We start from the raw sequence: 15,557 nt of genomic DNA on the forward strand, positions 1-15,557 counted from the left end.
CCAACTCCCAACACCCAACTCCCCTTGTCCGAACAACACACTCCTCGCGAATTTTTGGAACCGAAGGTCTTGGCAGGCTTGTCGGGGTTGCCTTTGTTTGCGCGCCGGCCCATGCGAGGCAATGTCTCCGGTCGGCACACCAGCCCCATGCGGGGCGCGAGCGTGGAGTTTGCTGAGTACCGAAAGTACGTTCCTGGCGATGACCTGAGACGGTTGGACTGGCGAGCACACGGCCGCAGCGATCGCTACTACGTCAAAGAATTCGAAGCCGACACAAACCTACGTTTGCAATTGGTTTTGGACACCAGCGGTTCGATGGAATACGGCTCCGGTGAACTCAACAAATTGCAGTATGCCCGTCGCATCGCCGCCGCGATCGGTTACTTGGCCGTGCAACAAGGCGACGCTGTCGGACTGTCGTGCGTCAGCAATGGCATCACCGGTCACTTGCCACCACGACGCAACCCGGCTCACCTCAAGACCATCTTCGATGCCCTCGAAGAAACTCGCGGCCAAGGCGAAACCCATCTGGTTGACGTCTTGCATGAACTGGCCGAAACAACTCGCCAAGCGGCGATGGTGATCGTGATTTCGGACTTCTTCGTTGATCCCAATCAACTGCGAAGCTGCTTCGAACACTTGCGATTTCGCAAACACGATTTGTCGCTGTTCCATCTGCTCGATCCGATGGAACTGAACTTTGAATTTTCGCGGCCGACACGCTTCCTCGACATGGAAGGCGGCACCGCCATCTTTGCCGAACCCAGTGAGATCGCAGATCGGTATCACGATGCCTTGAAAGACTACCTGGATCAACTGCAACGAATCGTGGTGTCCTCGGGTGTCGACTATCACCGAGTCAGTATCGATCAACCGTACCCCGAAGTGCTGACGAACTTCTTGACCCGACGCGCGATGGCAAAGGGGGGACGATGAGCTTCCTTCAACCCTGGATGCTGTTCGCTCTGCCGATCGCCCTGCTACCGATCATCATTCATTTGATCAACCAGCGTCGTTATCAAACGACGCAGTGGGCGGCGATGATGTTCCTGCTGGCCGCGAACCGGATGAATCGCGGTTACGCTCGCATTCGACAATGGGCCATCCTGGCGTTGCGAACGTTGGTGTTGCTGGCCTTGATCATCGCCATCGGACGACCACTCGCCAGCGGTTCGCTTGGTGGCGGACTGGTTGGCTCACTTTCAGGAGGCTCGTCCGCGAACACGATTGTGTTGCTCGATCGTTCGCCTTCCATGAACGCCAACGCAGCGGGCGATTCGCGAACTAAACTGGAAGCCGGCGTCGCTCAAATCGCGGAAACACTGCAAACACTCGGTGCCGGCCGAGTCCTGCTGATCGACAGCAACACGGTCACGGCATCGGACTCCTCTCCTGCTCGAGAACTGGCGTCGCCCGAGGAATTACTGGACCTCCCGCAGACCGGACCTTCGGATGCATCGGCGGACATCCCGGCGATGATGTTGGCGGCACTGGACACCATCCAAGCCAACTCGATGGGTCAAATCGACGTTTGGATTTGCTCCGACGCACGTGAGCATGACTGGCAATCGCGTGACGGACGTTGGCCCACGCTTCGCGAAGCACTGGCCCAATTCGGACGCCGAGTTCGCTTCCGATTGCTGACCGTCGCGGGGACTGACCAGCCCAACCGATCGATTCGCATCGACGACATTGCTCTGCGAACCGAAGGTGACGAGCGAGTGCTGACGCTGTCGGGCAAACTTCAAAGCGATTCTGAAGACGGCGACACATCGAACACACCGGCCAACACATCCATCCGCATGGATCTCGATGGAGCCGAATCGATTGTCGAGCTGCCACTTGAATCTGGTTCGGGCGAATTTACTGACTTGCGAGTCCCCTTGGATCGTGAACAGGAACGCGGACTCGGGCACGTGTCTTTGCCTGCTGATGGCAACAACGCTGACAACACGTACTACTTCGTCTTCGATCAACCACCGCCGCGAAAAACGGTGGTCGTGTCATCCAACGAAGACGTTGCCAACGTGCTGCGATTGGCGGCGGAGATCACCCCCGACCCAAACATTGACGCTTCCGCGGAGGTCCTCCTGCCCGCCGAAGTCCCATCGATCGCCTGGGACGAAACCGCACTCTTGCTTTGGCAAGCCCCGCTGCCCGTCGGCGCATCCAATGCCGACCTTCGCAAACGCTTGGAATCATTTTTGGACCGCGGCGGTCGAGTGATCTTCTTTCCTCCCGCCAACCCGAATCCAAAGGCGGGATTATTCGGCGTGTCCTATTCCCCTTGGACGGATTTGAAAGACGACGTGTCCATCGCGACATGGCGAGGCGAAGCGGATTTGCTGGGCAAGACATTGGCGGGAGCCTCCCTGCCGGTTGGAAAGCTGAAGGTGCATCGTCTTGCGGCTCTCTCCGGTGAAACCACCCCGCTAGCGAAGTTGTCCAACGACGAACCCGTCTTGGTCCGAGTCCCCACGCCTCGCGGCGGAGTTTACTTCTGCGGCACAACACCGGCCGGCAAGGATTCGACTCTTTCGTCCGACGGTGTCGTGCTATACGTGATGATCCAGCGAGCCTTGGTCGACGGTGCCGCTTCGCTCGCCAACACTGGTCGCCTGGATGCCGGAACAGTTGATGCAGAACTGGCGGCGAACTGGAAACGACTGCAAGGCCCTGACAATTCGCTGTCCACCGAACATGCTTTCACCGCAGGTGTCTACGCCGACGGCGATCGCTACAACGCGATCAATCGCTCGGCGGGCGAGGACGCCACCGACACGTTGAAAGAATCTCAGATCGATGACCTCTTTCAAGGCTTGGTGCTGGAACGCGTCAACCAAACCGCGGGCGAATCCAACTCGTTGGTCGACGAAGTCTGGCGAGCGTTTCTGATCCTGATGCTGATCGCCATGATCGGTGAAGCCATCTTGTGTTTGCCGCGGCAATCCGCCCAAGCGGCCTCCCCATCCGTCGGAGGTGCCACGGCATGATCGAAACTCATTCACTCTCGTTTGCCTGGACGCCGTGGACCATCGCCATCGCGGTGATTGCCATCGCAGCGACGCTCGTGCTTGGTTTCCTCGCATGCTGGCGAAACCATTTCCGAAAAGCGACCGTGCTGCTGGAAGCGTTGCGTTTGATCGTCGTCGTGGTCGCTGCGATTTTGCTCGGCGGTCCCGAATGGGTCGAACAATATGTTCCCGATGACAAACCTGTCGTTGCGGTGCTGTACGACGATTCAGGTAGTATGCAAACACGGGACGTGGTGCAGTCCGAACCTCAAACCCGCGAAGAAGCCATCGCATCGCTGACGCAAATGGAGGCTTGGAAGTCACTCGAGTCACGCGCCGAAGTGGTCATCGAACCGTTCGCCGAAACCAAACCAGAACCGAACAATCCCAACCGCATCAATCCGATCTCCAACCCCGCCGGAGTCGCTCCCGGTGAAACCGCTGAGTTCGCGGAAGAGAAAGGCACCGACCTTTCCAGTCCGCTGCTGGACGTCGTTCGCAAGCACCAACATTTGCTCGGTGTCGTGCTGGCATCGGACGGTGACTGGAACCAAGGCGACGCGCCCGTGCGTGCGGCCGGACGTCTGCGATCGATGGGCATTCCCGTGTTCACCGTTCCAGTTGGCAGCGAAGAACGTTTGCCCGATGTCGAACTGCTCAGCTTCGATGTGCCAACGTTTGCGATCGGCGGTAAGAAGGTTCGAATCCCGTTTTCGATCGAAAGTTCGCTGCCGCGAGACCACGCCGCGACGGTCACCATGACCACCTCGAAAGGCGAGACGATCACCAAGGACATTCGCATCGCCGCGATGGGCCGCACCAATGATTCGGTCGATTGGGAACCAGAAGACCTCGGCGATGAAACGCTGACGCTGACGATCAGCAAACATCCCAACGAGCTGCTCGATGACAACAACGAGATCACCGCACCGATCTCCATCCGAGAAGAGAAACTGCGTGTGCTGGTGATCGAATCGGTGCCTCGCTGGGAATACCGCTATCTACGAAACGCTTTGTCGAGAGACCCCGGTGTCGAGGTTTCGTGCTTGCTGTTTCACCCAGGCCTCGACGCTCGCGGCGGAGGCAACGCCGATTACATCGCGACCTTCCCGGACACGAAAGAAGAGCTTTCAAAATACGACGTCGTGTTCCTCGGCGACGTGGGCTTGGACGACGATCAATTGACGCTCGAACAATGCGAATGGTTGCACGGTTTGGTCGAACAACAGGCCAGCGGTCTCGTCTTCATTCCCGGTTGGGAAGGCCGCCAGTTCAGCTTGCAGGAAACACCGCTGAAAGATCTGTTGCCGGTCACGCTCGACGAAGGCCAACCGGGCGGTTGGGGTTCACGCACCGCACAGCACTTCGAACTCACACAACTGGGTCGTCGCAGTCTGCTGACCAAACTCGCCGACACCGCCGACGACAACCTGGAAGTCTGGGGCAACCTGCCTGGCTTCCAGTGGTACGCACCCGTGCTGGCCGCGAAACCGGGGTCGGAAACGCTGCTCGTTCACCAAGAGGTCAGCAACCGATTCGGCCGCCTGCCGCTGCTGGTCACGCGAACGTATGGAGCGGGCAAGGTCCTGTTCATGGGAACCGACGGTGCTTGGCGTTGGCGAAAAGGCGTCGAGGACTTGTACCACTATCGGTTCTGGGGCCAAGTCGTTCGCTGGATGGCGTATCGCCGGAACATGGCTCAAGGCGAAACGATGCGGCTGTATTACTCACCCGAACAACCGCAAGTCCGCCAAACGGTCAGCGTCAACGCAAACGTGATGGAAGCCAGTGGCGAACCGCTTTCCGGTGGTGACGTGACGCTGCAAATTGTGGCTCCGTCGGGCCGTTCACAAACGATTCAATTGCAATCCTCGGGTGAAGCCTGGGGTGCGTTCGCAGGCCGCTTCACACCGGAAGAACCTGGCGAACACAAGTTGACTTTGTTTTGCAAACAAACCGGTGACTCATTGCAGACCACGGTGTTTGCTCAGGGAGTCGCCTTGGAACAAATTGGAAAACCGGCTCGCCCCGACGTGATGCAAGAGATCGCTCGCGTCACCAATGGGCAAGTCTTCACCGTCGATCGAGTGGAAGACGTGATCGCGTGGCTGTCCGCCATGCCCGATCGTCCGCCTTCGATTCGTCGCATCGCACTTTGGAGTCACCCGGCAATCGTCGGTGGATTCATCGCTCTGTTGGCATTGTTTTGGATCGGTCGCAAGGGAGTCGGATTGATATGAAGATTGCAGACAACCATTCACCCGCGCAAACAAATCTGCGCATTCCCGATTCGCTCAAGCAGCAATTGCTGGCTTACCGGAGGCGAGTTTGGCAAATCAAACTGACCGAAGCCGTCGCCATTGTGGTCGCGGGGATCGGACTGGCGTTCCTGCTCGTCTACGGGGTGGACCGCTTCACCGACACGCCGGCGATTCTGCGAGGCCTGCTTTGGATCGGCGGATTCGCACTGATCGCGATTGTTCCGTGGGCCATCTACAAATGGGTCTACAAGCACCAAGCCCTCGAGCCGCTGGCCAAATTGCTGAGCCAAAAGATGCCCTCGATCGGCGACCGATTGTTGGGCGTGATCGAGCAGTCTCACAACGCGTCCGAACAAGCCCGCTCGCCCGAGCTTTGCCAAGCCGCAATGACGCAAGTCGCCGACGACGCGGCCGGCAAAGACTTCCGCGGTGCCGCACCGAACTCCTGGTACAAAGCCTGGACCGGTTTGGCCGCCGCGACGGTGCTGGCCATCGGAGCCTTGGCGGTGACCTACCCCGCCGCAACGGGCAACGCGATGACTCGGTTGTTGGCCCCCTGGGGTTCCACGCCACGGTACACGTTCACCCGAATCGATGCGTTGGCAAACGACGTCTACATCCCACACGGCGAACCCGTTGTCCTGCCGGTTGCATTGAGTGAGAATTCGCGTTGGCAACCCGAGTCCGCCGAACTGCACATCGGTCAACAAAAGCCAATCCAAGCCACCCTTCGCAACGGGCAGTATGCCTTTGCCGTGCCGCCTCAACTCAGCGAACATCCAATGTCGCTAACCGTCGGCGACGTGAAGCAATCGGTGAAGCTGAAACCCACGCTGCGTCCCGAACTTTCCAAGATTGTCGCGGACGTGAACTTGCCCGAATACCTCGGCCAACCCGAACCCAAACAGATCGATACGCGAGGCGGCTCTTTGACCGTCGTTCGCGGAAGCCAAGCTGTTGTGACCGCGATCGCCAATCGCGAATTGGCCGACGGCAAAGTCAACGAACAATCGCGTCCGGTCGATGGACCGCAATTGGCAAGCGATCCCGTGCAAGCCGTCGAGACGGAAACACTGCAGTTCCAATGGCGTGACCAGATGGGACTGACGGGACGCGAACCGTTCACGTTGTCGATCGAAGCGATTGACGACGAAGCCCCCACGCTGATCTGCGATGGTCTGGAACGCCAAGCCGTCGTGTTGGATTCTGAAACATTGACGTTCCAAGTCCGTGCCAACGATGACTTTGGCATCCGCCGCGTTGGCATCCAGTGGAAAGGCATGGACGTCGGTGCCGTCGAAGAACCGGCCGAAGGCGAACGGGCTCTCGCGGCAGGCGACCCAGCGGCCAGCAGCCTGGAAGCAATGGGAACGTTCTCGGCCAAGTCGCTGGGGATTCCCGCTCAACCGATCGAACTGCAAGTTTGGGCGGAGGATTACCTGCCCGAGCGTGCTCGTGTGTTGTCACCGCCGTTTTTGTTGTACGTCCTCACCCCGGACCAACATGCGATCTGGATGACCGAACAATTGAGCAAATGGCACCGCCAAGCCCTCGATGTTCGCGACCGGGAACGACAACTCCACGAGAAAAACAAACAACTTCGAGCGTTGTCCGCCGACGAAGTCGAAATGGATCAACACCAACGCGACATCGAACGCCAAGCCGCCGCGGAACGATCCAACGGTCGTCGATTGGAACGGCTCGGCCAAATGGGCGACCAATTGGTTTTGGCAGCCTCGAAGAATCCCGAAATCGGAGTTGGCCACTTGGAACGTTGGGCGGAGATGCTGCAAGTCTTGCAAGATCTTTCCGACAATCGGATGCCCAGCGTCGCGAATTTGCTGGATGACGCGGCCCAAGAAGCACCGAAGATTGCATCCAAACCCGGCCCTAAAAGTCCCGGCGGCCCCAAAGCGGGACAAAGCCGTGCGGGCGGCCCGGGCCCCGGATCTGAAATGTCCAAGCACCCTGGCCCCAAACCACGTGCGGCACCGCAGTTGGCCGACATGGAATCCTCCGCCAACTCACCCGACGAAGGCAAAGGTTCGCCCGGCGGACCAAAGAAACCCAGCAACCCTGCACTGCGTTTGCCAACGACCACCGTGATGGGCAAGAGCCAACCTTCGGATGACAAACCGAAGAAAGATGAACCACTGAAGATGGCGCAAGCGATCACCGAGCAAAAAGAACTGCTCGACGAATTCGACAAAATCGCCGACGAACTCAATCTCATTCTGGCAAACCTGGAAGGCAGCACGTTGGTCAAGCGACTGAAGGCTGCCTCACGCAAACAGAACTTGGTCGCCAAGCAACTGACCAATCACCTCGAACCCGCGTTCGGACAAAGTGCCCCACGCATCGACGACGAAGTCAAAGAGGTCTTCACGGAACTTCAAACCGCCGAGGATGAAAGCACCGAACAGATCTCCTACATCATGGACGACATGGAGGCCTACTTTGAACGGCGGCGCTTCGCTCAGTTCAAAGTCACCTTGGACGAGATGAAATCCAGCGATGTGATCGGTGGGCTGCGACAACTTTCCGCGGCGATCAAAGAACAACAGGGCATGTCCGTCGCACAGTGTGAGTTCTGGTCGGACTCGCTGGATCGTTGGGCTGAAAATCTGGTCGATCCCGCTTGCAACGGCAGTTGCCCCGGGGGCAAGTCACCGGAAAGTCTGCCGCCATCGATCGTTCGCGACGTGATGCAAATCCTGGAATCCGAAGTCAACCTGCGTGACGAAACTCGCGTGGCCGAACAAGCCAAAGCGGCCGTTGAATCCAAAGAGCACAAAGCCACGGCCGAGACGCTGGCCAAGACTCAAACGGAAATCAACGAACGCGTTGTGGACGTGATTGAACGCATCCGCGAATTGCCGGACGCGACCAAGCACTTCGGGAAAGAGCTCAAGATGCTGACGCAAGTTGATGCTGTGATGACCGACGCGACTTCGATCTTGAAGCAACCCAACACGGGCTCGCAAGCCATCGCAGCCGAGACCGAAGCGATTGAGTTGATCCTGCGATCCAAACGTATCAACCCGAAGGGCGGCGGAGGCGGCGGTGGTTCACCGGGTGGCGGATCGGGCGGTGGCAACAGCACCGATTCCGCTTTGGCATTGCTGGGCAAAAGCAAGAACGAAAAGGAAGTGCGTGAGAACAAAAACGTCACGCAATCGACCGGCGAGACCGGCGCAGAACTGCCCGAAGAATTCCGTCGCGGACTGGATCAATACTTCAGCCGACTGGGAGGCACCTGATGGTCACCCGCCGTTGGAGTTTCCTGTTGCTTGGAATGTTAGCATTGACGACTCGTCCTGTCTCATCACAGGAACTGACGAAGGAGGCGATCCAAGAATTCAACGTCCTCAATCGGTTGGTCGCCCCAAAAGTCAAGGCAGAGGCAAAACAACCCATACCGCCTGAGTTTCTTAAACCGTTGGTGAATGCGGAACTTTCATTTGTGCACCGAGTCTGCGAACCGACCGAAGAACAGATGAAAGCCATCGTTGAGTCGGCTGAAGAAGCGTTTGATGAGATGGGTGACCTGCTGGCGAACAATATCCGGGTGGCCCAGCTACCTCGATTCCATGGCCTCAACGGGGAAACACTCAATGCAAATCCCATCCGCCGAATCCGCAACGACACCATGGAATTCCTGCCGCTGCTCTTAACCGAGAAGCAGTTTCAGAAGTACAAACAAGAATCCTCACAACGAGACCGGATCGAACGCGAGGCCGCCGTGGACTATCTCATCACGCTGTTGGATTCAAAGCTGGTTCTCTCCGAAGTCCAACAACGAAAACTTCGCACGGTCTTTCTAAGCGAATGGCCCAGTCTCGATGTGGAATGGATCAATAGCTACCTCAACAACCCAAACTTTGTCCCGGTCATTCCAAGCAATTTGCTGCGAAAAGTCCTCAACACAGATCAACAAACGGCATGGGCGTCATACCAGCAGGTCAGCATGGGCGTCATGATCGGACAGAATGCCGAACAGTTTCTTCAAAAGGAGTGGCTACCATGAAACCGTTTGGAAGGGTCGGTTTGTTCGCCGCCATTCTGTTTGGTGTTCTAGTAGGCGTGGCTCCGAATCCCTGCTTCGCGCAAAACCAGATCAACTTGGCTCAGTTTGACAGTTGGATCTTCCAACGGCACGGTCGAGATGAAGCACGTTGTCGCTCCAACCTCAAGAAAGAAATCGAACTTCAATTCGTTCGTATCGAACAATCCACACCCCTGAGCGAGAGCCAGAAAGACGCGTTGCGATTGGCTGGCCAAGGTGACATCAAACGGTTCTTCGATCGTGTCAACGACGCTCGCGAAAAATTCCTTCAACTGGAGCAGACAAACAACAACCACGATGTCACCGAAGCCTACCAACTGGCATCGCCTCTTCAACGAGAACTGACCGAAGGACTGTTTGGCGAAGGATCACTGATGCAGAAGGTCACTCACTACGTGATGACTGAAGAACAAACGGTCGAATTCCAAGAACGGCGAATCGAGCAGTTCCGAACCGAGATGGAAGCAAAGGGCAAAGTGTTCTTGGCCACCATGGGACGGAGCATGGCATTGACGGCCAGACAGCAGCGTCAACTGCAAGCACACTTCCGAAACAAAGCCCAGCAGATCGAGAAAGTCATACCAACGAATCAACAACCCAGATTCAACCAATACCTGTTCATCACCTGGATCAGTGAAATGAAAAATGAAGAGGACATTTCCTTTCTCGACGAAGAACAAATGCAACTGATTGAAAAGCTGGCAGAGAGGGCTCGAGCAATCCGCCCCATGCTCGAGCAACAAGGGCTCATTGAATGAACGTCATCCGACCTAAAACCCGTTTCGTCTTGCTCGCATCGCTCATGATCGGAATGTGGTTTGCGACTCCGGTCTACGCCCAGTTCCCAACCGCGCAGCTCGGCGATGTGGTCCCGCGTGATGTGCGAGAGGTCTACGAAAAAGGCCTGCAATACCTCGCGAAATCACAACGCGAATCGGGCGATTGGTCCGAAGGCTCCTACGCCGGCCCCGGCGTAACCGGCATGGCCGTGATGACTTTCTTAGCCTCGGGAGAGGACCCCAACTACGGCATCTACAGCAGCAACATCCGCCGCGGTTTGATCAGCATTGTCAATTCCCAGGATCCGACCTCGGGCATTCTTGGTGGCAACAGTGGTCACGCCAGTATGTACAACCACGGTTTCGCGACCTTAGCCCTCGCCGAAGCCTACGGCGTGGTCAACGAACGCCTGCTCACCACCGGTGGCAAGAAACTCGATCGCTCGCTCGGCGAAGCTCTGGAACTCGCCGTTCGCGGTGCGGTGACGTCGCAGAAGAAGAACTCCTACGGTGGGTGGCGATATGGTGCGGACGCCAAAGACGCCGATACCTCCGTCAGCGGCGCCGTCATGGTGGGATTATTGGCGGCTCGCAACGCTGGCGTCAAAGTCCCCGACGAAGCGATCGATCGCGGCGTGGCTTACTTCAAATCCATGACCAGCTCGTCCGGACAAGTTGCTTACGCTGGGCTTGGCGGTTTTGATAATTCAACACCACGAATATCGATCGGATGTTTGGTCTACGCCGTGTCTCGCCGCAAGGACATGCCCGAATTCAAAGCCACTCTCGCTGCACTCACCAATCAAATGGACACCTCCGGCGGGGCTTACATGAGCTATGGCAACTACTACCAAGCCCAAGCGTTGTTTCAGGGCGATGTCGAAGCTTGGGAAAAATGGAACAAGGAATTGATCCGTCAACTGAAGGCCAAACAGAACGACGACGGAAGTTTTTCCGGCAACTATGGCACCACCGTCGAAACCTCTTTGTCGCTGCTAGCGATGGCGCTCAACTTCCGTTTCCTGCCGATCTACGAACGATGAAAACAACTGAGAATCACGATCGCATGAAACGACGAAACACGGCAATCCATGTGTGCATGCCCTTGCTGGGATGCCTTCTTGGATTCCTGACCTCACCGATGTTCACTGCCGACTTGGTCGCCGATGAATTGCCTGGAATTCTGCGACTGAACAATGGCGATTATGTTCAGGGACAATTCTCGCCCTCCGAATTGAACGCCGACGACGCGTCTCCGGTGGTGAACTGGCAACACGCCGGTTTCGCGACTCCGTTTGAATTTCCGTTTGCAACGTTGGCGTCCGCCACCTTCCCAGCTCCGACGGACATCACCGCCACGAAAGGGAAGTTTGCATTTGAATTGCTGAACGGCGATCGTCTGTTTGGCAACATTGTCGAAGTCGGCGATCCGTTGATCGTCACTCTGGGGGAAGACGAACCGTCGGAATTACCGCTCGCAATGGTCCGACAGATCTTTCGATGGGACGACAGCCGCGCCGTGGTTTTCCAAGGTCCCGGCAGCCGAGACGATTGGGAATCGAGTGGTCAGATTGAAAGCTGGACCGACTCGAAAGGCACACTGGAAACCAGCGCCACGATGGCAACCCTTTTTCGCGATTTGAAACTACCGCAAGTAGCCCGCGTTGAGCTGGACATCAGTTGGGAAGGAAAGCCCAATTTCGTGATCGCAGTGGGCGTCGATCCGCGTTCCGCAGAGAACACTTGGGCGGATGCCTTTCACATTGAAGTTTGGGACGAAGACATCGTCGCCGTTTGGGAAGACGGATCGCTGGCGGGTGTTCAGTCAATTGCCAAGCTGAAAGAACTCGGCAATCGACTGCAGGTGACATTGAAAATCGACCAAGCCAACCGGCACGTGATGATCGAATCCATGCGTGGCGAAACGCTGACGCAGTACACCCTACCAATCAAAAAGCCGCGAGTTGCGCAGACTGGGATTTACTTCCGCAACATCGACGGCGTCCTTCGCATTCGTTCGCTTCAGGTTCTGCATGCAACCGACCTGAACTCGAAATCCAGTGATCGCGAGAAAACAGCCGAGAACTCGGAAGGTCCCGACGTCGATACAGCCGTGCAGTTGGTCAATGGCGATGCGTTTCAAGGACGCTGGAAGGCAATCCAAGATGACGAATGGTTATTTGAAGACGGCGAAGAAGAACGATCGGTCCCGAGCGACGAAATCCTAGTGATGGACTTTCGTCGAGCCATCCCGAAAGGTGATCTGGAGCCACAATCAACCACCATTGATTACTTACAAATCAGAACCTTTGATGGAATGCGTTTGAGCGGACGCTTGCAGCGAATCGACGAGCAAGCAATGCATGTCATCGCTGAGGCGACGCAAAGCCAAATTTCGATTCCGATCTCAAGCATCGACACAATCGATTTTCAGTCCTCACAAGCGGCCGTGCCGTCTCTCCGCGGACAAATGAGATTGGAACTCGAAGGAACGCATCTGCATGGACGCTTGCTCGACACGGAACCCGACAACCAGCCGACACCACTTCGGTTTGGACCAACGGAGATCGCCGCGTCGACGATGCTTCCCAGCCTCCAGGGCAAACTCATCCTGCGCCCGACCATCGAAACCACCAAATCGGCAACGGAATTGCGTATCGAGCGGCTTGCGAAAATTCGCGAAGCCGCACAACAAAAAAAAGGTCTGAGGGTCGTTCAGAACCAAGTCATCGCTGTTCAGCCAGCCGCGAAGGCTGGGGTTTGGAATGTATTCAACAAAGCGTTCAATCCTGCAGCTATCCAGAAAGCAGTCAGCGGAAAACCGATCTACTTGAAGACCGGTGAAGTCATCCCGGGCAAAGTGATTGCAATTGATGAACGGGAGGTCACTTTTGAGTCTAGCATGACGAAGAAGACCAAGCTTCCTCGTGAACAAATCCGTGCACTCCATCTGAATGGTGGCAATGCGAATTCGGTCATTGACGAACAGGAACGCGAACGACTTCTGACCGTTCCCCGCAATCGAAAGAACAGTCCGCCAACCCATCTCCTGATTGCTCGCAATGGCGACATGATGCGTTGCCGACTGGTCAGCCTGACCGAAGAGACCGCCGAAGTCGAATCGCGTTTGGAAACGATCACGATTCCGCGCAATGTCATCTCGCAAATCATCTGGTTGAAACCACCGGTCGAAGTGGAAGACGAGAACAATGCCGATGCGGATGATGCCCCCGAAGTGCTGGCGACCGATCAAGCAACGGATGAATCCGCTGGCCTTACCGTGCAAGGCAAGATGCACGATGGCAATCGATTGTCCTTGGTTCCCGAGAGCGTCATCAACCAAACGTTGATCGGTGAAAACTTTTTCCTCGGTCCGATTCGCCTGCCGCTCGCCAACTGCGAAGAACTCTATCTCGGCGTGCGAAATGACTTTGAATTGGCGGATGACCCGCACGCGATTTGGCAGCTCGTGAATGCCCCCGAACCGATCATTGGCGACTCGGGTGGCGGCGACGATTCGATGGCTGGCACTCGGTCTCCTCTGGTGGGAAACCCTGCTCCAGACTTCAAACTCAAAACACTTGACGGCGAACCGTTTCGCATCGCCGATCAAACCGGTCGAACACTGGTTCTGGATTTTTGGGCGACCTGGTGCGGTCCATGCATGCAGGCCATGCCGGTGATCGAGGAAGCCGTTGCCGAATTTGATCCCGAACAAGTCCGTTTGGTCGCGGTCAACCTGCAAGAAAGTGCGGAAGACATCCGCAACACGCTCGACCGGATTGGCGTCAGCCCCGAAGTCGTGCTGGACATCGACGGTGTCGCGGCAGGACGCTACCAAGCCAACGCGATTCCTCAAACGGTCGTGATCGACGCAGAAGGCACCGTGACGCGAGTCTTCGTCGGTGGCGGATCGAAGCTGGGCGAACAATTGGCCGACGCCATTCGCGAAACGCTGGGTGAACCAGCAAAACAGAACTGAATCTAAAAAACTTTTCGACAGGCGTGAGATTCTCGCTCGCTGGAGGACTGTTCTTTTTAGCAACGCGTCAACAATAAGTGACGTAGCGGAAGGGCGCGAGCCCTCCGGTTCCTCACCGGGCGGCTTGCGCCACACCGCTAACATCGTCACTCATTGTTCACGCGTTGCTAACCTTTCTGCAGAGCGTTGACGGCCGCGAAAAAACTGCGGCGAAAAGAATCGCACGTCAAAACGCACAAACTCCAGTCTCCTCAACCCGGTTCACCTCATGACGGAATCTGCTTCTCGCAACGAACGCATCCTGGTTTGCGGTGCCACCGGCTATGTCGGAGGACGCCTGGCCAGACGGTTGCTGGAAGAGGGCTACCAGGTGACTTGTTTGGTCCGAAGTCCCGAAAAGCTGACCAAGTTTTCGTGGGGGCAACACGAGCGTCTCACCGTCGTCCAAGGCGAACTGGAAGACACCGAGGCCACCCGACGTGCTCTCGAGAAGATCGATGTGGCGTATTACCTCGTTCATTCCATGCAGTCGGCCAAGGGTGAATACGCTCAGCGAGACCGTGAGCTTGCGACCGGGTTCCGAGACTCCGCCCAGGAATCTTCGTGTCGACGAATCATCTACCTCGGTGGGCTGGGCGAGTTGGGTGCCGATCTTTCCGAACACCTCGACAGCCGACACGAAGTCGGTGAAATCCTGCAATCCGGCCGCGTCCCCACCACCGTGTTCCGCGCCGCGATGATCATCGGCTCCGGGTCCGCATCCTTTGAAACGCTGCGTTACTTGGTGGAGCGTTTGCCGATCATGGTCACTCCCAAGTGGGTCAAAACCGAAACCCAGCCCGTCGCGATTCGCGATGTCCTTCGCTACCTCGTCGCTTGTTTGGATGTGGAAGAAACGGCCGGCAAGACCTTGGACATCGGCGGCCCCGACGTCATGTCGTATCGCAATGTCATGCAGGTGATGGCGGAGAAACTGAAACTGCGTCGCCGAATCATCCTGCCGGTTCCCGTTTTGACTCCGTACCTCAGCAGCCTCTGGATCGGTTTGGTGACGCCGGTCAGCAGCAGCATCGCCCGACCACTGGCCGAAGGATTGAAGAACCGCACCGTTTGCCGGAACGACGATGCGGTGCGATTGATGCCTGGTGATTGCCTGGGCATCGAAGCCGCGATCGAAGCGGCGTTGGGTAAAACGCAACAAGGCGATATCGAAACACGCTGGTCCACCGCGGGCAAAATCCCGGGCGATCCAGACTGGTCCGGGGGAACGACGTTGACCGACCGTCGCGAAATCACCGTCCAAGGTTCTGTGGAGCAAACCTTCGCGGAGATTCGATCGATCGGCGGAGCCAACGGATACTGGGGCGCCGGTTTCCTCTGGCAAGTTCGCGGTTGGATGGATCAAGCGATCGGCGGGCCCGGACTCCGACGTGGCCGCCGCCATCCGCGTGATTT

9 protein-coding genes are annotated in these 15,557 nt (G+C 57.0%); all 9 read left to right on the forward strand.

Features of this window, described 5'->3' with window-relative positions; translation table 11 throughout:
• Window positions 1-78: 78 nt before the first annotated feature.
• Window positions 79-936 carry a DUF58 domain-containing protein gene (locus B2R17_RS02955; RefSeq protein WP_286762788.1) on the forward strand — a complete coding sequence of 286 codons (858 nt, stop codon included), beginning with the start codon at window positions 79-81 and terminating at the stop codon, window positions 934-936.
• On the forward strand, window positions 933-2,993 hold the full coding sequence (locus B2R17_RS02960) for a BatA domain-containing protein (RefSeq protein WP_286762781.1): 2,061 nt from the start codon (window positions 933-935) through the stop codon (window positions 2,991-2,993). The genes B2R17_RS02955 and B2R17_RS02960 overlap by 4 nt, the downstream gene beginning before the upstream one ends.
• Window positions 2,990-5,254, forward strand: a complete 2,265-nt coding sequence (locus tag B2R17_RS02965; RefSeq protein WP_008664776.1) for a DUF1355 domain-containing protein — start codon at window positions 2,990-2,992, stop codon at window positions 5,252-5,254. The genes B2R17_RS02960 and B2R17_RS02965 overlap by 4 nt, the downstream gene beginning before the upstream one ends.
• Complete coding sequence (locus B2R17_RS02970; RefSeq protein WP_286762782.1) at window positions 5,251-8,535, forward strand: hypothetical protein; 3,285 nt, start codon at window positions 5,251-5,253, stop codon at window positions 8,533-8,535. Before B2R17_RS02965 ends, B2R17_RS02970 begins: the two co-directional genes overlap by 4 nt.
• Window positions 8,535-9,302: a hypothetical protein gene (locus tag B2R17_RS02975; RefSeq protein ID WP_414707209.1), complete on the forward strand. Its 768-nt coding sequence runs from the start codon at window positions 8,535-8,537 to the stop codon at window positions 9,300-9,302. Before B2R17_RS02970 ends, B2R17_RS02975 begins: the two co-directional genes overlap by 1 nt.
• Window positions 9,299-10,099 (forward strand): hypothetical protein, encoded by an 801-nt coding sequence (locus B2R17_RS02980; protein ID WP_286762783.1) that lies wholly within the window; start codon window positions 9,299-9,301, stop codon window positions 10,097-10,099. Before B2R17_RS02975 ends, B2R17_RS02980 begins: the two co-directional genes overlap by 4 nt.
• Window positions 10,096-11,163: a prenyltransferase/squalene oxidase repeat-containing protein gene (locus tag B2R17_RS02985; RefSeq protein ID WP_286762784.1), complete on the forward strand. Its 1,068-nt coding sequence runs from the start codon at window positions 10,096-10,098 to the stop codon at window positions 11,161-11,163. The genes B2R17_RS02980 and B2R17_RS02985 overlap by 4 nt, the downstream gene beginning before the upstream one ends.
• 23 nt (window positions 11,164-11,186) lie before the next feature.
• Window positions 11,187-14,102 carry a TlpA family protein disulfide reductase gene (locus B2R17_RS02990; protein ID WP_286762785.1) on the forward strand — a complete coding sequence of 972 codons (2,916 nt, stop codon included), beginning with the start codon at window positions 11,187-11,189 and terminating at the stop codon, window positions 14,100-14,102.
• Window positions 14,103-14,370: 268 nt separating this feature from the next.
• Window positions 14,371-15,557, forward strand: a 1,187-nt coding sequence (locus B2R17_RS02995) for an NAD(P)H-binding protein (protein WP_286762786.1), incomplete at its 3' end; no start/stop codon positions are given.

The organism is Rhodopirellula sp. UBA1907, from assembly GCF_002337565.1.
GTDB classification, from domain to species: Bacteria; Planctomycetota; Planctomycetia; order Pirellulales; family Pirellulaceae; genus Rhodopirellula; species Rhodopirellula europaea.